The 17,184-nt window shown below is 73.8% G+C and carries 16 protein-coding genes; 8 read left to right on the top strand and 8 right to left on the bottom strand.

The features are described from left to right. Positions 1–80: 80 nt before the first annotated feature. A complete protein-coding gene (snpA, locus tag ACZ7M3_RS24765; protein ID WP_472065715.1) occupies positions 81–761 on the top strand; it encodes a snapalysin in 681 nt (226 codons plus the stop codon). Positions 762–878: 117 nt separating this feature from the next. On the opposite strand, the gene ACZ7M3_RS24770 is transcribed toward snpA, so the two are convergent. The 3 genes from ACZ7M3_RS24770 to ACZ7M3_RS24780 all read right to left on the bottom strand — a co-directional run bounded on the left by ACZ7M3_RS24770 (position 879) and on the right by ACZ7M3_RS24780 (position 4,774). Then, entirely contained in the window at positions 879–2,861 is a 1,983-nt protein-coding gene (locus tag ACZ7M3_RS24770) for an FUSC family protein (protein ID WP_472065716.1), read from the bottom strand. Positions 2,862–2,900: 39 nt separating this feature from the next. Beyond that, complete coding sequence (locus ACZ7M3_RS24775; RefSeq protein ID WP_472065717.1) at positions 2,901–3,896, bottom strand: endonuclease/exonuclease/phosphatase family protein; 996 nt, start codon at positions 3,894–3,896, stop codon at positions 2,901–2,903. Between the two features lie 92 nt (positions 3,897–3,988). After that, positions 3,989–4,774, bottom strand: coding sequence for an alpha/beta fold hydrolase (locus ACZ7M3_RS24780; RefSeq protein WP_472065718.1), 786 nt, complete (start codon positions 4,772–4,774; stop codon positions 3,989–3,991). A gap of 142 nt (positions 4,775–4,916) precedes the next feature. On the opposite strand from ACZ7M3_RS24780, the gene ACZ7M3_RS24785 reads away from it, so the two are divergent. Continuing rightward, a complete protein-coding gene (locus ACZ7M3_RS24785; protein WP_472065920.1) occupies positions 4,917–6,257 on the top strand; it encodes an aminotransferase-like domain-containing protein in 1,341 nt (446 codons plus the stop codon). On the opposite strand, the gene ACZ7M3_RS24790 is transcribed toward ACZ7M3_RS24785, so the two are convergent. Then, positions 6,172–7,071: a hypothetical protein gene (locus ACZ7M3_RS24790; RefSeq protein ID WP_472065719.1), complete on the bottom strand. Its 900-nt coding sequence runs from the start codon at positions 7,069–7,071 to the stop codon at positions 6,172–6,174. The two genes, ACZ7M3_RS24785 and ACZ7M3_RS24790, sit on opposite strands and share 86 nt — an antisense overlap. 225 nt (positions 7,072–7,296) lie before the next feature. Beyond that, the gene (locus ACZ7M3_RS24795) at positions 7,297–7,755 is read right to left on the bottom strand and encodes a hypothetical protein (RefSeq protein ID WP_472065720.1); all 459 of its coding nucleotides are present in this window, start codon (positions 7,753–7,755) and stop codon (positions 7,297–7,299) included. Positions 7,756–7,909: 154 nt separating this feature from the next. Here ACZ7M3_RS24795 and ACZ7M3_RS24800 point away from each other — a divergent pair, with 154 nt between their 5' ends. From ACZ7M3_RS24800 to ACZ7M3_RS24810, 3 genes are all read left to right on the top strand, one after another. After that, entirely contained in the window at positions 7,910–8,545 is a 636-nt protein-coding gene (locus ACZ7M3_RS24800) for an NAD(P)-dependent oxidoreductase (RefSeq protein WP_472065721.1), read from the top strand. A 113-nt stretch (positions 8,546–8,658) separates the two neighbouring features. Further along, positions 8,659–9,813, top strand: a complete 1,155-nt coding sequence (locus ACZ7M3_RS24805; RefSeq protein ID WP_472065922.1) for a PP2C family protein-serine/threonine phosphatase — start codon at positions 8,659–8,661, stop codon at positions 9,811–9,813. An 86-nt stretch (positions 9,814–9,899) separates the two neighbouring features. Then, positions 9,900–10,967 carry a hypothetical protein gene (locus tag ACZ7M3_RS24810; protein WP_472065722.1) on the top strand — a complete coding sequence of 356 codons (1,068 nt, stop codon included), beginning with the start codon at positions 9,900–9,902 and terminating at the stop codon, positions 10,965–10,967. A gap of 9 nt (positions 10,968–10,976) precedes the next feature. On the opposite strand, the gene ACZ7M3_RS24815 is transcribed toward ACZ7M3_RS24810, so the two are convergent. After that, entirely contained in the window at positions 10,977–11,141 is a 165-nt protein-coding gene (locus tag ACZ7M3_RS24815; RefSeq protein ID WP_472065723.1) for a hypothetical protein, read from the bottom strand. Here ACZ7M3_RS24815 and ACZ7M3_RS24820 point away from each other — a divergent pair. Genes ACZ7M3_RS24820 through ACZ7M3_RS24830 form a run of 3 tightly spaced genes read left to right on the top strand, consistent with a single transcriptional unit; the run spans position 11,140 to position 15,678 of the window. Further along, on the top strand, positions 11,140–11,505 hold the full coding sequence (locus tag ACZ7M3_RS24820; RefSeq protein ID WP_211179035.1) for a hypothetical protein: 366 nt from the start codon (positions 11,140–11,142) through the stop codon (positions 11,503–11,505). The two genes, ACZ7M3_RS24815 and ACZ7M3_RS24820, sit on opposite strands and share 2 nt — an antisense overlap. 4 nt (positions 11,506–11,509) lie before the next feature. Next, complete coding sequence (locus ACZ7M3_RS24825; protein ID WP_472065724.1) at positions 11,510–14,215, top strand: caspase family protein; 2,706 nt, start codon at positions 11,510–11,512, stop codon at positions 14,213–14,215. Further along, entirely contained in the window at positions 14,215–15,678 is a 1,464-nt protein-coding gene (locus tag ACZ7M3_RS24830; RefSeq protein WP_472065725.1) for an extracellular solute-binding protein, read from the top strand. Before ACZ7M3_RS24825 ends, ACZ7M3_RS24830 begins: the two co-directional genes overlap by 1 nt. On the opposite strand, the gene ACZ7M3_RS24835 is transcribed toward ACZ7M3_RS24830, so the two are convergent. Together ACZ7M3_RS24835 and ACZ7M3_RS24840 are read right to left on the bottom strand one after the other, a co-directional pair. Then, a complete protein-coding gene (locus ACZ7M3_RS24835) occupies positions 15,656–16,909 on the bottom strand; it encodes an amidohydrolase (protein ID WP_472065726.1) in 1,254 nt (417 codons plus the stop codon). The genes ACZ7M3_RS24830 and ACZ7M3_RS24835 overlap by 23 nt on opposite strands. A gap of 54 nt (positions 16,910–16,963) precedes the next feature. Further along, positions 16,964–17,125 carry a hypothetical protein gene (locus ACZ7M3_RS24840; RefSeq protein WP_472065727.1) on the bottom strand — a complete coding sequence of 54 codons (162 nt, stop codon included), beginning with the start codon at positions 17,123–17,125 and terminating at the stop codon, positions 16,964–16,966. Positions 17,126–17,184: the final 59 nt, after the last annotated feature.

Here is a 17,184-nt window from a genome sequence, read left to right on the forward strand (position 1 = left end):
GCCGATTGCCATCATCACAGCGGACGCACAGGCATCGACACTCACCGATGACGACTTCCACCCCCACACAAGGAGTCATCGTGCGATTCTCCCTGCCCATGCTCTCGGCCGCGGTCGGGTTGGGCCTCACGGCCGCCACGTTCGGCGCGGTTCCGGCCACGGCGGCCCCCGCCTCCGCTTCCGCCTCCGTGTCGGCCCCGTACGCCGGCTACTCCGGATCGGCCGCGGAGGCCAAGGCGAACCAGGCGTTCTTCCAGGCGGTCATCAGGTCCGTCGCCGAGAAGCGCGCCGCGAACCCGAGCAGCGCCGCCGCCGTCACGGTCGTCTACAACGCCTCCCGCGCGCCGTCCTTCAGCGCGGAGATAGCCCGCAGCACCCAGATATGGAACAGCGCGGTCTCGAACGTCAAGCTCCAGTCGGGTTCGGCGTCGAGCGCCGACTTCACCTACCGCGAGGGCAACGACTCGCGTGGCTCCTACGCCTCCACGGACGGCCACGGCAGCGGGTACGTCTTCCTCGACTACGCGCAGAGCGAGCAGTACGACCCGATCCGCATCACCGCGCACGAGACCGGCCATGTGCTCGGTCTGCCCGACCACTACTCCGGTCCGTGCAGCGAGCTGATGTCGGGCGGTGGCCCCGGCCCGTCCTGCACCAACGCGATCCCCAACGCGACCGAGCGCTCGCGCGTCAACCAGCTCTGGGCCAACGGTCTCGCACAGGCGCTGGACAAGGCCCTGAGCAAGAGCAACGCCCGCTGATCACCTGACCCGTCTACAGCCAGTCCCCACCCCCCACAGGTGCGGGCCGTCCCCTGCACGGGCGGCCCGCACCCCCCTGTTTCCGGACCGGACGGCGTGGCTGCCGTCTCCGGGCGGTCAGTGCGGTGACGCGATGGCGCGGGCCGCCGCGACCTCCTGGCGCAGTGGCTCCAGCACACTGCCGGCCGGCCCGGTGAGATCCGTACGGACCGCGACGAGGGTGTCGGTCTCGCGCAGCCCGTCCGACAACTCCCGCAGCTGCAGCGCGACGTGGGAGATCTCGGCCGGGGAGGGGAACTGGGCGCCGTGCCGGATCCGTACCCCGGCGGCCGTGGTCGCGTCGACAATCCGCTCTACCGCGACGACCAGCGGCAGCCAGGCGGCGGCGCGTCGGCCGCTGGGCGGCGGTTCGCTCAGGGCGCGCTGGAACTCCGTGCGGACGGCGGACAGGTCGCGGTAGAGGCGGCGGCGCATCCGGGCGCGGGCGGCGGGGTCGACGTCCGCCCCGAAGGCGTACTCCACATAGCGGGCGGTGTCCGCGACCGCGTCCGCGAGGCGGTCGCCGACCCGGGTGTGCCAGCTCTCCGGCCACAGCAGATAGCCGGCGACGAGGGCGATCGCGCAGCCGATGAGGGAGTCGACGAGGCGTGGCACGAGCAGGGCGGTGCCCAGCTGGTTGAGGACGTCGGAGAGGAGGAGGATCACCGGGGTGACGGCGGCGGTCTGGTAGCCGTAGCCGCGTCGGCCGAGGACCGGGATGAGCGGGCCGAGGACGAACATGACCGTCACGTCCCACCAGCCGAGCGGCACCAGGGCGAGGACGACGGCCGCGACGACGAGGCCGGCCACCGTGCCGAGCGCGCGCAGCAGCGCCCGGGAGAAGACCGAGCCGAAGTCGGGCTTCATGACGAAGGTGATGGTGAGGGCGACCCAGTACGAGCGGGGCACCGGGACGAGGGAGACCAGGGCCTGGGCGAGGCCGATGCAGAGGGCGAGGCGCAGGCCGTAGCGCCAGGAGGCGGCGGACAGCAGGACGTTGCGGGAGGCGCGGGTGGCGCGGACGCGCAGGGATGGGGGTCCCCCCTGGTCGAGCGAAGCCGAGAGCTTGGCGGCGGGCCTGCCGAGACGGTCGTCGACATTGCGGGGGGACGCCTTGCCGGTGGACCCGTCGCTGACGACGCCGGCGGCGTGCCGCAGGGCGTGGTCGACGGCGCGAGCGGTCTCGTTGGTGGGGACCGGAAGGCCGAGTGCTATGGGGCCGGTGTATCCGGTCTCGACGGCGTCGGCGAGGTGGCGCAGGGCGTCCGGGACCTCGGGGGCCAGCGGCTCGTCGAACTGGTGGGCCGCCGGGGCGGCTTCGACGACGGGCGTGATGGCGTTGAGCTGGGCGAGCAGCCGGGCGAGTTCGGGGTTGCGGCCGTGGTGGAAGGCGCGCCGGGCGAGGGCGAGGTCGTAGGACTGGTTGAGGGACTGGGTGACGGCGAGGCGGATGTCGACGTACCGCTCGGTGCCGGTCGCGGCGAGCAGGTCGGCGACGGTCCGGTAGGTGTGGGCGACGGCGGCCCGTTCGGGGATGCCCGAGCGCAGCGGCCAGGCGAGCAGGGCCAGGGCCAGGACGAGGAGGCCGCCGCCGGACATCAGCACGGGCGCGAGCCACCAGGATCCCGGCAGGGGAAGTCCGGCGCCGATGGAGCAGTTGAGCAGGAGCAGCAGGCCGGACACGGACGCCACGGCGCCGATCGTCGAGATCATCCCGGAGACGAGCGCGACGCCGGTGACCGCGCCGACGGCGACCCAGCCGTGGCCGTGGACGAGCGAGCCGATGGTGACGCCGATCGCGCCGAAGAGCTGGGGGACCGCGATGTTGAAGATGCGCATGCGGTAGGCGTCCGCGGTGTCGCCGATGACGCCGGACAGGGCGCCCATGGAGGCGAGGGCGCCGTACGCGGGTTCGCCCGCCGCGAGGCCGATCGCCAGCGGCAGGGCCAGCGCGATCGCGGCGCGCGCGGCGGCGGCCCAGGGCATGGGGGCCTGCTGCGGTCGGAGGTTCCTGACCAGCCAGTCGGGAGGGGTGAGAACACTGGGCAACTGGCGGGGCATGGACCCATTATGACCGCATCGCACCACCGCTCCGGGGGCTCATTCGTGCTGGTGAAGGGTGATATCGACGACGAGTGCGCGATGGTCGCTGCCGGCGATGCCGAGGAAGGTGGCCGCGTTCGCGGAGAAGTCCCGGGAGACGAGGACGTGGTCGATCTGGGCGCCGAGGGTGGGGGCGGTGCGGGCGGGCCAGCTGGGGGTGCGCGGGGAGCCGGCCAGGCGGGCGCTGTCGCGCAGTCCGGTGTCGAGGATGCGGCGGAACGCGGCGTGGTCCTGGGAGGCGTTGAAGTCCCCGGCGAGGATGGTGGAGCTGTCCTTGCCCCCGGCGGCGTAGTCGCGCAGTTCGCCGAGCTCGTGCCGCCACAGTCCGACCTGCCCCGGCAGCGGCGGCATGGGGTGCGCGAGCTGGAGCCGTACGGCGTGCCCCTGTACGTCGGCCACGGCCCCCGGCATGCCCATCGTCCCGCGTACGCCGTCCGCCGCCGCGAGCGGGAACCGGCTGATGATCACGGAGCCGTCGGATCCGGCGCCCTCGACGGACACGCGGTACGGATAGGCGCCCCCCGGGCCCTGGAAGGCCTTCTTGAGCGCGGCGGAGCACGTGTACTCGCACTCCTCCACGAACACGATGTCGGGCCGGCGCTGTTCGACGGCGGCGACGAGCGCGCGGGCGCCTCTTCCGAACTGCACGTTCGACGTCATCACCCGCAGTTCGGCGACCGGACTCCCGGTCGGCTCACTGGTCCTGCCGTAGGGCTCGATGTACCAGGCGAGCGCGCCCAGCACCAGCACACCCCACACCATGCCGATGAGTCGGCGGGCGAACAGGGCGAGCAGGAGTGCGAGGCCGGTGGGCGCGAGGAGCCAGGGCAGGAAGGCGAGCAGCTGGGGCACGGGGGTGATGCCGTCGCTGTCGGCGGCCCGGCATCCGACCGCCACGCTCACCCCGGCCAGCAGCAGCCCGCTCGCCCAGGCCGCGGCCCGTCGGCCCCCGGACCGCGTCGGCCGGTCCTCGGACCCCGCCGGGGCAGTCACCGCGGTCTCAGCAGTCTCAACGTCTCGGCCCGCCTTCCGCTCGTTCGCGTGGGGTGCCCGAATCCTCCCTCACCGACGGGTGGGGCGTCTGCTCAGGCGTCGAGTCCGTCCAGGAAGTCCGCCAGTGCCCCGTTGAACTCCTTCGGTCGCTCCAGGTTCGGCAGATGGGCCGCCGAGGCGATCACGCGGAGCGTCGAGTGCGGCAGCGCCGCGTGCATCGCCTCCGCGTCCGCGACCGGGGTGTACTCGTCGTCGGCGCCCACGACGACGAGGGCGGGCACGGTGACGCGGGTCAGCAGGTCGCGGTAGTCGGGGCGCTCGGCCCGTCCGCGCAGGGCCGCCGCCGCGCCCTCGGGCGGCGTAGCGGTCATCATGCGGCGCACATGCGCCGCGACCTCGGCGTCCGCGTACGGGGCGACCATCTTGTACAGCACCTCGTCGGCGTAGCCGGCCATGCCCTCGCGCAGCAGACGATCCGCCGTCGCGGCGCGCGCCTTCCTGCCCTGCGGGGTCTCGGCCGTCGGGAACGTGTCGGCCAGCACCAGCCCCCGGATCCGCTCCGGGAACAGCCGGTAGCACTCCATCGCGATCTGGCCGCCCATGGAGAGTCCGGCGAGGATGAACCGGTCCACCCCGAGGTGGTCCAGCAGCGCCGCGATGTCCTCGGCGAAGGTGGCGAGGGGCGTGACGCCGGGGACCACCACAGACGCGCCGTAGCCGCGCAGGTCCGGGGCGATCACTCGCCGTCGCGAGGAGAACGCGGCGATCTGAGGGGTCCACATCGTGTGGTCGAAGGGGTGGCCGTGGATCAGGACGAGAGGGAGCGCCGTGGCATCGGCGTCGCCCCCTTTGTCCTCGTTTGAGAGGAAGGGTGCCATGGTCACGACCCTAGGTCCGGCCAACTGCTCGGTGCAATAGGATCTTTGCCCTCGGTGCAATCCGGACCGCGCGACCCGATGCCGCGACCCGATGACGCGACCCAGAACGCGAACAAACGTGAACAGGGGGGAACTTCACGTGGTGGACGACTACCGGCGCATCGCCGACCGGCTCGCCGACGACATCGCCGCCGGGCGGCTCAGGCCCGGCGAACGACTGCCCCCGCAGCGGGCGTTCGCCCGGCGGCGCGGGATCGCCGGATCTACGGCCGGACGCGTCTACGCCGAACTGGTGCGGCGCGGACTGGTGGTCGGCGAGGTCGGGCGCGGCACCTTCGTCCGGGCCGCCCCGGTCCCCTCGGGACGTGCCCTCGCCGAGCCGTCCCCCGAATCCCCGGCCCCGCTCGTGAATCTGGAGCTCAACTACCCGTCCGTGCCGGGCCAGTCGGAGCTGCTCACGCCCGCTCTCGCCCCGCTGCTGCGCCCCGACGTCCTCACCGAGTCCCTGCGCACCGCTCCCGCCACCGGTACGCCCGCCGCCCGCGAGGCCGCCGCCGACCTCCTCGCCACCCCGGGCTGGCGTCCGGCCCCGTCCCGGCTGGCCTTCGCGGGCAACGCCCGCCAGGCCATCGCCGCCGCGTTCGCCTCCCTCGTCCGGCCGGGCGGCCGCGTCGGCGTCGAGGCACTGACGTACCCCCTGGTCAAGGAGATCGCGACCCGGCTCGGCATCACTCTGGTCCCGCTGGCCATGGACGACGAAGGGCTGCGGCCCGAGGCGGTCACCGCGGCCCACCGCTCGGCGCCCCTGTCCGCCGTGTACGTGCAGCCCACCCTGCACAATCCGACCGGCGCGACGATGGGGGACGCGCGCCGCCGGCAACTGGCCGACACCGCACGCGATCTGGACCTCCCGCTCGTCGAGGACCGCATCTGGTCCTTCCTGCACACCGGCCGGGCCCCCCTCGCCGCCCACGCCCCCGAACGCACCTACCTCGTCGACGGCCTCTCCAAGCGGGTCGCGCCCGGCCTCACCGTCGGCTTTCTCGTCGTGCCCGAGGACCGGGTCGAGGACGTGGCGGCGGCGCTGCGCTCCGGTGCCTGGAGCGCGGGACGGTTCGCGCTGGAGGCCGCGGTGCGCTGGCTGGGGGACGGCACGGTCGCCCGGCTGGTCACCGCCAAGCGGGCGGACGCGCGGCTGCGGCAGGGGCTGGTCGCCGAGCACCTCGCCGGGTTCCGTGTGCGGGCCGATCCGCGGGCGTACCAGGTCTGGTGGGAGCTGCCCGCGCCGTGGCGGGCGGACACGTTCACGGCGGCGGCAGCGGCGCGCGGGATAGCGGTGACCCCGGGCTCGGCCTTCGCCGCCGCCCCTGCCGCCTCGGCGGCCGGGGCGGACGCCGTCAGGCTCGGACTCGGGTCGGTGGCTCCGTCGGAGCTGGCCCGGGCGCTCGGGACGCTCGCCGACGTCGCGCGTACACGGCCGTGAGCAGGGCGGTCAGCGCCACCGTGAGGCCGAGGACGAGCAGCGCCCAGGAGACCAGGCGCAAGGTGTCGGTGAGGGCGTCGTAGACCGCGCCCACCGCCGCGGGGGACACGTCGGGCGGCAGGTCGGCGAGGGTGAGCCGGCGGCCGACGGTGACCGCGACGCCGAGCAGCGCGGCGCCCAGCGCCGTGCCGAGCCCGGTGGCCAGCACCGCCCGTCTGCGGCACACCGCGACGAGGATGCCCGTCACGGCGAAAACGGCCGCCGAGACGGGCAGCCAGAGTCCGGCGACTTCAAGCACGTGGAACCCCTTCCGGAGCTCGGCCAGATTCTTCGAGGGCAACACCGTGATCTCGGTGTGCTCGACGTGGATACGGTTCGCCAACGGCACGTGCGCGTGGGTGAGTTGACTCCTGACCTGTTCGGCGACCGGGGCGAGGTCGATCGTCACGGCCTCCTCCCGGTCACTGCGCAGCGCCCGCATCACCGCCTCGTGCGCGGCCCGGTTCGCCGCCTGCCACGCCGTGTGGAACGCCGGTGTCAGCGTGAACGAGCGCACCGCGTCCCGTACGAAGTGGTTCACCGGCCCCTGGAGCGGTGCCCGCACATGGACTTCGCGCAGGATCCCGGTCGTGACGGCCGCGGCGATCGCCTCCCGTACGTCCGTGTCGGCGGCGAGCGGCTCCATCGCGGCCGCGTAGCGCTCGTCGTCGCCGATCCCGTACGCCGCCCAGGTCGACAGTGCGCCGAGCGGCGCGAACAGGCAGGCGAGGGTGATCAGGACGGCCGACAGGGTGCTGCGCACACGAGGGGACACCTCACCAGGCAAGGCCGCGTGGGCGGCGGGCGCGAGCGGTGTGACTCCATATGGGTGCAAACGACGAGCCGCTCGGGTGGAGAGCTCACCCGAACGGGTGTTACCTGGTTGTAGCGGCTCTTCCCCAGACTCCTGGGACCTGGTCCCAGGGGGTAGGTGAGTGAGGGAGGTGCACGAGACCCCGGCAGCCTGCCGGGGCCTCGTGCACCATGCCGTGGCGTCGCGTCAGTTCACCGGATGGCCCGCCGCGTCCTCGTGCGTGTAGTAGTGGTAGAAGCTCGCCGCGAACACGAGCACCGAGGCCCCAAGCCCCATGAACGTGGAGCGCAGCACGGACTCACCGGTCGTGCTGAAGAGGAACCCGAACGCGATGCCCGCGAACGCGGTCCACACCAGCGCGTGCAGTTCACGCCTCAGCACCGGCGCCAGCATGCGCACGCCGATGTAGGCGGCCGCGAACACGATCGCGCACACGAACCCGAACAGGACGTTCCAGCCCGTGATCGGTCCGGCGTCGCGCACGTTGGCCGCCGCCCAGTACCCGTAGAGCAGCCCGCCGACGACGGGCAGCGCCCACTTCGCGACGGCGTGGGTGCGCTCGTCGAAGACGTCGGGTGCGCGGTGCGTCCGCGCCGCCCAGGTCGAACCCGCGATTCCCGCCGTGCCCGCCGTACGCCCTGTCACCGCTCCGTGTCGTGCCCCTGACGCCTTCGAGACTGGTGCCGCGTGAGTCATGGGAGCACTCCTCTCTCCTCGTCCCGCCTTCCAGGTCACACCCCGGCCGGGTGGCTGGCAAGTCGGGATGCGGGGGTTTTGGCCTCGTGTTTCGCTGAACTCCATGAAGGTCGTACTCTTCGGCGCCACTGGAATGATCGGCAGCCGCATCGCAACGGAGGCATCGGCGCGCGGGCACCAGGTCCTGGCGGTGAGCCGCTCCGGGCAGTCGCCGGTCCCCGGGGTCACGGCGACCGCCGCGGACGCCTCGGACACGGCGAAGGTGACCGAGCTGGTGGCGGGCGCGGACGTGGTGGTCTCGGCCTGCGTACCGCCGAGGGACGGGACGGATCCCCGTGGGCCGTTTGTGGCGCTGAACGCGGCGCTGGTGGAGGCCGCCCGGGCGGCCGGGGTGCGGCGGCTGGTGATCGTGGGCGGGGCGGGCAGTCTGGAGGTCGCGCCCGGACAGGCGGTCGTGGACCAGCCCGGCTTCCCGGAGGCCGTCCTGGCGGAGGCGCGCGCCCACAGCGACGCCCTCGACTTCTACCGCACGGTCGACGACCTCGACTGGACGTACATCTCGCCCGCCGCCGACATCGCCCCCGGCGCCCGTACCGGCGTCTTCCGCCTGGGCGGCGACCAGCTGCTCACCGACGACCACGGCAACAGCCGGATCAGTGCCGAGGACTACGCCATCGCCCTCGTCGACGAGCTGGAGACGCCCGCCCACCCGCGCGCCCGGATGTCGGTGGCGTACTGACGAGGAAGGGGTGGCACGGCGACGTGGGCGCCCTGCGACGCATCCGAGACCTGTCGCCGCTGCTCGGCCCGGTGCCCCCGGAGGAGCGCGACGACTCCGTCCAGCGGCAGAAGATGCTGCGGCTGCGTGGCCGGAGCGTCGCCTGGGTGCCGCCGCTGCTCCTGCTCATCGCCATCGGACTGGCCGACTGGAACACCTCCGGCGAGTTCCGGATCATCTCCTGGATCGTCGTCGTCCCCGGCATCGCGGCGGCGATCTGCGGGGTGTGGACCACGGCGGTCTTCGCCTGCCTGGCGGTCGTCACCTACGTCGAGGTGGACGCGTCCTGGGAGCACCAGTACCAGACCGGCCTTCCCGACTTCATCCTCGTCAGCGTGGGCGGCGTCCTCGCGATCCTGGCCTGTGCGGTGCGGGTCCGCGGCGAGCGGCGCATGCTGCACATGATGGACGTCGCCGAGACCACCCGGCGCACGGTGCTGCGCCCGATGCCGCAGGGCTGGGGCGGCCTCGACCACGCGGCCGTGTACCTCGCCGCCGACAGCGAGGCCCGGGTGGGCGGGGACTTCTTCGACATCCAGCCGGGCCCCAGCGGCACCCGGCTGCTCCTCGGCGACGTGCAGGGCAAGGGGCTGGGAGCGGTGGAGGCGGCGGCCGTGCTGCTCGGCACGTTCCGCGAGGCGGCGTACCACGAACCCCTCCTGCGGACGGTCGCCGACCGTCTGGAGGTGCGGATGCGCCGGCACATCGGCTACCGCAAGGCGGTCGGCCACGACGACCACGACCGCTTCGCCACCGCCGTCCTGGTGGGCTTCCCCGACGTCGTCCGGGACACCGTCGAGTTCGTCAACTTCGGCCACGAGCCGCCCCTCGTGGTCGCGCCCGACGGCGTACGCACCCTGCCGCCGGGCCACGGACTCCCGCTGGGTCTCGCCGAGCTGACCTCCGACCAGCCGCTCGTCCTGACCGCCGTACTGGTCCCCGGCGAGACCCTGCTCCTCGTCACGGACGGGGTGACCGAGGCCCGCGACGCCGACGGAGCGTTCTTCCCGCTCCTCGACCGGGTGACGCACGCCCTGACCGAGGACCCGCGCACCGTCGAGCCGCAGCGCCTCGTCGAACTCGTCCGCGACGGCACACTGCGGCACTGCGGCGGGCGGCTGGCCGACGACACCACGATCTTCGCGGTACGACGACGGGGGGACCCCAGGCCGGTGGTGTCGCCGAACGTGGTCCCGGAGGGCACGGGCGGGGGTACAACCCAGCCATAGGCGGGCGTTTGCCCGGCTGCCGTCCCCCCTTCGCAGCACAGCGGTTACGGTGCTGGCGTACGTGATCGATGGGGAGGGAGGGAACCATGCCCGGAACCGTGCTGCTGCTCGCGGCCTCACCGGTGGGCAAGGGGTGTCTGGTGGACGCGGCGTCCGTGCTCCCCGTGCTCGCGGCGGTGTCCCCCGCGGTGCTGTCCGGCACGGACACCGCGAACGTGGTGGAACTGGCCGACCCGTTGGAGCCGCAGGCCGTGCTGACCCGGCTGCGCGCGGCCGCCACGGCTCCTGGCCCTCTGACGATGTTCGTGACGGGCCAGCTCCAACTGGACCGCCGCCAGCGCCTGCCGCACCTCGCGCTGGCCCGCACCACCCCGTCGACCGTCCGCTACACGGCCTTCCCCTGGCACTGGATCACCGAGGAGCTCCGGCTGCGCGCGCCGGGCACCACCGAGCTCCTGGTCGACCTGCACGCCGACGCGGAGACCTGGGAGCACCTCGCGACGAGCCCGCTCACCGCGGGCACGGGGGTCGGCCTGTACGGGCGCGTCGCCCCGCCGCCGCCCCGGCGCACGGTGGCTTCACCGGCGTACATGAAGGCCCTCGCCACGATCCTGCGCAGCGGCCTGCGGCCCGAACTCCCGCTGCTGCACCAGCAGTCGCTGGCACGGGCCGAGGCCGAGAGCGGGCCGTCGGGGATCGTGCTGGCGGCTCCCGCGCGGATACCCGTGGTCCCGGACCCGCACGCCGCGATCACCGCCGCCGCGCAGGCGGGCCGGCACGGCGAGGCCGCGGCACTGGCCGCGCGCTGGGAGCAGGAGGCGGCCCGCACCTGGGGCGTCGCCTCCGAACAGGCCCTGCACTGGGCGGAGGTCCGCGCGGACCTGGCGATGCTCGCGGGCGACCCGGTCGGCAGCTGCCGCACCTGGCTGGCGATCGCCGGACACCGGCTGGACGTGGGCCAGCCCGCCGACGCCCCGACCGTCGAGTCGGCCGTGGACCGGGCCCACCACCAGTGGGGGCAGATCCGCGACTCCGCACGGGCCGTCGAACTCGGCTCCGCGCTGGCCGAGTTGAGGCTGCGGGTGCCCGGACGCCGACGGGGCGCCCTCGACCACGTGCAGCGGCACCTCAGCAGGCTCCAGGCGCGGGTGTGATGCTCGCGTTCAGGGCCCGGCGGGCAGTCTGACCCTGAACCAGGTGCCGCTGGCGGAGGGTTCGAGCGTCACCGTGCCGCCGTGCGCCGCCGCGATCGCCGCGACGATGCTGCCGTTCCGCCCCTGTCGAGAGCCTCCCCCGGCGTCAACTCCGGTGCCATGATGGTGAGTCATGACTGCTGAGGGGGAGGGTGTGGCAGCCCGGGCCATCCGCGTGCGTCTGGACGGGACGGCGAGCGACAGCGATGTCGGCGCCCTGAAGAAGTGGCTGGAGCGGGAGAGGCCGCTGGAGCAGCTGGTCAAGCGGGGCGATCTCAGGATCGAGGAGCGCGCCGGGACCGATGAGCAGGGCACGCCCATGGGCGTCGGCATGGACATCGTGCTGGTGCTGATCGGGGCGGGCGCCGAGACGCTCTTCAAGGAACTGCTCGCACAGGTCAAGAGCGCGGTGCGGGCCTGGAGCGACAACCGCGGCTCCGTGGAGAACGGCGATCCGCCGGAGGCCCGTGTCGATCCCCTGGGTCCCGACGAGAGGTAGCCGGGTGGACCGCTTCGACCCGCGGGGAAAGGTGAACCGGGCGCTGCTGGTCGGTGTGTCCGAGTACGAGTTCACGCGGCCGAAGCACCGCGACGGCGTCCCGGGCCAGCTGCCCGCCGTCGCCCACAACCTCGCCGTGCTCGTACGGGCCCTGGAGCGGGGCGGAGTCCTGCGGCCCCTGGAGATCACCGTCGCGCGCTCACCGCGGCTGGCCGACTTCCGCCACTCCCTGCGCGCGGCCGCCGGCTCCGCAGAGGGGCTGCTCCTGCTCTACTTCGCCGGACACGGCGCCGTGCCCAGCGCGGGCGACGAACTGTGGCTGCAGATGCGCGACGCCGAGGTCGTCCGGGGCGAGACGGCGGGGTTCGAGGGCGCGGCCCGGTTCACCAACGTGCTGCGCATCCTCGCCAACAGCCACGCGGAGCGGATCGTGGTCGTCCTCGACTGCTGCAACGCGGGCAATGCCGCCCGGGTGTGGGAGGCCGTGGAGCGCCCCGACGTGCGACGGCGCGTCTCGGTGCTGATGAGCGTGCAGGCCAACCACCGCATCGACGCGGGCGACGCCGACACCCCCACGCCGTTCACCGCCCGGCTGGTGGACCTGCTGACATCGGGCATCGAGGATCGGCAGGGCGAGGGGCAGGGCGGCGACGAGGGGCGGGGCGACGAGGTTCACTTCCTGGCCCTCGCGGAGGCGCTCAGGGCCTACATGTCCACCCACCACCGGACCGAACGCGGGGAAGCCTGGGAACCGCAGAGCCGCACGGAGAACCCTCCGGTGGACGTGGTGCTGGGGATCCGGGCGGGGGCCGGGAGACCCGTCGGCTCCAGGGCGGAGGCCGTCGCAGGGGGCGCGGCGCGCCGCCCCACGTCCGGCCGCCGTCGGCGGCGCGCCTTCGTCGCCCGGGTGCGGGCGGCGGTGGCCCGGTTACGGTCCGGGGCCGTGGGCCCGGGCGCGCTCCGGCCCTCGGCTCCCGCCCCGAACCGGCCCCCCGGCCAGGCCCCCGGCGGTCGATCGACCCGCCGTGCTGCCGTCGTCCTCCTCGTCCTCGCCGCCGCCCTCGGTCTCGTCGGCTACTTCGTCGTCGACAACGCGGCCTCCGACCGGTCCGCCTGCGGCCCGCCCGTGGAACTGCGGCTGCTCACGGACCCCGATCTCGAATCCACCGTCCGCAAGGCGGCCGACACCTATCTCACGTCGGCGGCGAACACCACGGGCGGCGGCTGCCGGCGCAGTGGGATCACGGTGTACGGCGCGGGCTCGGCGGCCGTGGTGGCGGGCCTGCGCGACCAGTCGGACCCCTGGCAACGGCCGGTGAGCGACGACACCGACCCGCAGCGCGACATCGGGCCTCAGCCGGACGTCTGGATCCCGGGCACGCTCGCGACCGCGGCCAGGGCGCGCTCCTTGGGGGTGGCGCGGACCTACGTGACGCTGGAGCCGGACGCGGCGCCGTTCGCGTACTCCCCGATGGTGCTGTCGCTGCCGCAGGGCATCGCCGAGGACTCGCAGCGCGAGCGGACCGGCGACTCGCTCGCGGGCCTGCGGGCGAAGCTGGCGCGCCGGGACAAGAGCGTCTCCGTACGGCGCCCGGACCCGGAGTACACCGACTCCGCGCTGCTGGCCACGGTCGGCCTCTACGGCCCGGGCAAGGCCGACGTGGGCCGGGCGGAGGGGAGCGTGGCCCAGACGGGACCGCCCGCGTCCACCGCCGGTGACCTGCTGTGCACCCTGCCCGACAACGCGGACACCGACCGGAGCACCGCGGCCCTCGTACCGGAGTTCCTGATGGTCAGCGGGGTCGGCTGCGACCGGACGACGCGCACCCCGCGGATGGCCGAGTACCCCGACGACGTGCCGGGCCTGACGCCCACCTTCGTCCGTGTCCGCTGGACGGGCGGCGACAAGGACGAGGCGGCCCGGGACGACGCGGTGCGGCGTTTCCACGACTGGCTCACGGGCACCGGTCTCGCGGTCTTCGGGCAGGACGGCTTCCGCGCCCCTTCCGGCGCCCGCGCCTTCCTCGCCGCCCACGACTCGGCCACCGGTCTGATCTCCGACCCCGGCCGGCCCGCCGGGGCCGCGGGCGCCGAGGCGATGGACACGGCCCTGAACCAGTACCGCAACGCCAAGGGCCCCGGACGGGTGCTCTTCCTGCTGGACAGCTCCGGCTCGATGGCCGGCCTGTGGCAGGGGCCGGGCGGCGCCCCCGGCATCCTCAAGCAGTCCCTCGGCGGACTCGGCACACAGGACGAGTACGGCGTCTGGTCCGTGGCCTCCCCGGGCCGGAGCCCGTACGCCGAACTGCTGCCCTTCGGACCCCACAAGCGCGGCGACGCCGAGCGGGCCCTCGACCGGGCCGCGGTCAAGGACGCGGAGGCCGACCCGTACGGCGCGCTGAAGGCGGCGCTGGACACCATGGACCGGAAGGGCAGGGACGACGACCGCCCCGAGCTGATCGTCTTCCTCACGGACGACGAGGACGACGACCACCTCACGGCGAAGGGCCACTTGGACGAGCTGCTCACCTCGGCCCGCGAGAAGCGTGTCCCGGTGGTCATGGCGGCCCTCGACAGCGGCGGCTGCGCCAAAGGCAGGCTCGACCAACGGATCTCCGACGCGAGCGGCGGGCGCTGCCTGGACACCAAGGGCGACCTCGTGGCGGGCCTGCGGGACGAGGTCGCGCGCACCGGAACGGGGGACGAGTGATGCGGCGACGGCGGCGGACATCCGGGCGGGGCCCTGGGCGGGTCCACGGACGAGTCCATGGGCGGGTCCACGGACGGGTCTACGGATACGGGCTGGCCCTCGCTCTGCTGCTGACCGCCTGCACCGGCGGCGGGCAGGCCGGACCCGGACCCGGCGCCACGGTCTCCCCCGGCGCCTCCGGGGACATCGTCGTGGCCAGCGGGCGGGACGTGACCGGCAAGGGCGGCATCCGCCAGCAGCTGATCGACGCGTGGAACGCCCGGCAGGACAGGGAACACAGCGACGTCCACGCCCGCCTCGTCGAACTCCCGGGCTCCGCCGACCAGCAGCGCAGCCAGCTGCTCGGCGCGCTCCAGTCCGGCAGCGCCCAGTACGACGTCGTCAACCTGGACGTCACCTGGGTGCCGGAGTTCGCCGCCGCGCACCTCATCCGCCCCCTGCCGGACGCCCTGGTCGACGCGGACGTCATCAGGTCGGTCGCGAGCACGGCCCGTTGGGGCGGAAAGCTCTACGCCGTCCCCTTCAACAGCGACGTCGGCCTGCTCTACTACCGCCGCGACCACCTCAAGCAGGCGCACGTCCAGGACACCGACCTGAGCAAGGGGATCACCTGGCGGCAGCTGCGGGACCTCATCGACGCCGTCGAGGCGCCGGGCCGGTCGCGGCCGAAGGGGTACGAGAAGGGCTGGACCACCCAGCTCGGCCCGTACGAGGGCCGCACGGTCAACGGGATCGAGGCGTTCCTGTCCGCCACCGACGGCGCGGGCCTCACCGACGAGAGCGGCCGTTACACCGCCACCGTCCAGCAGTTGACGGACGGGATCGCGGAGCTGCGCGCCCGTACCCAGGGCGCGTACACGCTCGGGGACGCGGTCCGCTCGGACGAGGGCGAGTCGCTCACCGACTTCGCGGACGGGCGTACGGCGTTCCTGCGTCACTGGCCCTACGCCTACCGCACCCTGCACCAGTCCCTGAGCGAGGCGCAGCTCGGCGTCGCTCCGCTGCCCGGCCGGGCGGTGCTCGGCGGCCAGAACCTGGCGCTGGCCGGATCGTCCCAACAGGCCGACAAGGCGAGGGAGTTGATACGGTTCCTCACCAGCAAGGAGAGCGAACGCTGTCTGCTCGACGCGGGGTTCGCGGCCACCCGGGAGTCCGCGTACACGGCCGACGACGTGACCTGCGGCGTGGCGAGGACGCCCGGAGCGGCCTCCCCCTCGGCCTCGCCCTCCGGCGAGAGCGCCGACCGCATGCCGCGCGACGACCACGGGCGCCCCGCGTACGCCCGGACGATCCTGCTCCCCGCGCTCCGGCGCGCCGTCCAGCGCCCCCGCACCCCCTTGTACGGCGCGTTCACCCAGACGTTCGCCACCGAGCTGGGCAGGCTGTTCAGCGACGACCCGCCGGGCGACGCGGAGTTGGCCGCCGAACTGGACAAGGAACTCAGGAGGGCTCTCCCGGGCTGACGAGATACGCGAGGGCCCCCGACACCAGCGTCCGCACGCCCGGCGCGAGCGTCCCCAGGTCGGGCGCGAACTGCGGGCTGTGATTGCTGGGCACGGCCGCGAACTTCTCCATGAGGTCGTCGCCCGGGGCCGCGTCCCACACCTCGGCCGGGGTGCTGGTCACGAACCAGTAGGAGTACGGGATCTTCCCCTCCGCGAGCCGGGGGAAGTCCTCGCTGCCCATCGCCGGGCCCGGGTCGAGGAGCGTCCCGGCGCCGAAGACCTCGCCGTGCACGGCCGCGACCCGGCGGTCGGTCTCCGGGTCGTTGACGGTGACCGGGAAGCTGTTGCCGACGACGACGTCCGGCTCGCGCGGGCAGCCGGCGGCCAGGCACTCGCCCGCCGCGATCCGCCGGATCGCCGCGATCATCCGCTCACGGACCTCGTCCGACTGCGTACGGATGTTGAGGGCGATCCGGGCCTCGGCGGGGATGATGTTGTGCCGGGTGCCCGCCTCGATCCGTCCCACGCTCAGCACGGCCGACTCGCGCGCCGCGAGCTCCCGGCTGACGACGGTCTGCAGCCGGGTCACGAGGTACGCGGCGGTGACGACCGGATCGACGGTCGACTCCGGACGCGAACCGTGCCCGCCCCGCCCGTGCACGACGATGTCCACGTCGGTGGAGGCGGACATGATCAGTCCGGGCGAGTGGGCGTAGAGCCCGGCGGGACCGGGGGCCGCGTGCTGGGCGAGCAGGACGTCCGGCCGCGGGAACCTCTCGTACAGCCCGTCCGCGACCATCGCCGAGGCGCCCTCGCCGGTCTCCTCGGCGGGCTGCCCGAGCACGAGGAGCGTGCCGGACCAGGCGTCGCGTCCGGCGGCGAGCGCCCGGGCCGCGCCCGCCAGCCAGGTGACGTGCAGATCGTGCCCGCAGGCGTGCATCAGGCCGGGCACCCGGGAGGCGTACGGCAGTCCGGTCTCCTCCTGTACCGGCAGCGCGTCCATGTCGGCGCGCAGCAGCACGGTCGGCCCGGGACCGTTGCGCAGGACGCCGACGACTCCGGTGCCGCCGACGCCGGTGGCCGTGTCGAACCCGGACGTGCGCAGCCGGTCGGCGAGCGCGGCGGCCGTGCGGTGTTCCCGCAACGACAGCTCCGGGTGCCGGTGCAGGGCCCGGTAGAAGTCCTCCAGGTCGGGAACCGGGAGGTCGGCGGTGAGGTCCAGTGCGATGCGTGCGGCAGGCGAGATCACGGGGCCAGCGTAGGGGCCGCCGACGGGACGGGGGAGTTCCCGTCGGCGGCCGGTCTATCGAAGGGCCTGCGTGTGGCCCACGAGGTGCTGGAGGTGCGGGGTGGTGGCTTCGGCCGCCCGGGCGGGGCCGGCGTTCGCTGCCAGGACCAGGGCGGCGACGGCGACGACGGCCGCACCGAATCCTCTGAAGTAGCGCGCGGAAATACGTCGGAGCATGGCGACCTCGCAACAACAGCGGCGTATTAAGCAGGCTTAATCCGCCGCTTAACGTAGGG

It is taken from the genome of Streptomyces sp. NPDC111656 (assembly GCF_055656965.1).

What these genes read in the sequence shown, in the direction of transcription:
- ACZ7M3_RS24770 (WP_472065716.1), bottom strand. Translation starts at nt 2,861, where the DNA reads ATGCCCCGCCAGTTGCCCAGTGTTCTCACCCCTCCCGACTGGCTGGTC.
- ACZ7M3_RS24780 (WP_472065718.1), bottom strand. Translation starts at nt 4,774, where the DNA reads ATGGCACCCTTCCTCTCAAACGAGGACAAAGGGGGCGACGCCGATGCC.
- ACZ7M3_RS24800 (WP_472065721.1), top strand. Translation starts at nt 7,910, where the DNA reads ATGAAGGTCGTACTCTTCGGCGCCACTGGAATGATCGGCAGCCGCATC.
- ACZ7M3_RS24805 (WP_472065922.1), top strand. Translation starts at nt 8,659, where the DNA reads ATGCTGCGGCTGCGTGGCCGGAGCGTCGCCTGGGTGCCGCCGCTGCTC.
- ACZ7M3_RS24810 (WP_472065722.1), top strand. Translation starts at nt 9,900, where the DNA reads ATGCCCGGAACCGTGCTGCTGCTCGCGGCCTCACCGGTGGGCAAGGGG.
- ACZ7M3_RS24820 (WP_211179035.1), top strand. Translation starts at nt 11,140, where the DNA reads ATGACTGCTGAGGGGGAGGGTGTGGCAGCCCGGGCCATCCGCGTGCGT.
- ACZ7M3_RS24815 (WP_472065723.1), bottom strand. Translation starts at nt 11,141, where the DNA reads ATGACTCACCATCATGGCACCGGAGTTGACGCCGGGGGAGGCTCTCGA.
- ACZ7M3_RS24830 (WP_472065725.1), top strand. Translation starts at nt 14,215, where the DNA reads ATGCGGCGACGGCGGCGGACATCCGGGCGGGGCCCTGGGCGGGTCCAC.
- ACZ7M3_RS24840 (WP_472065727.1), bottom strand. Translation starts at nt 17,125, where the DNA reads ATGCTCCGACGTATTTCCGCGCGCTACTTCAGAGGATTCGGTGCGGCC.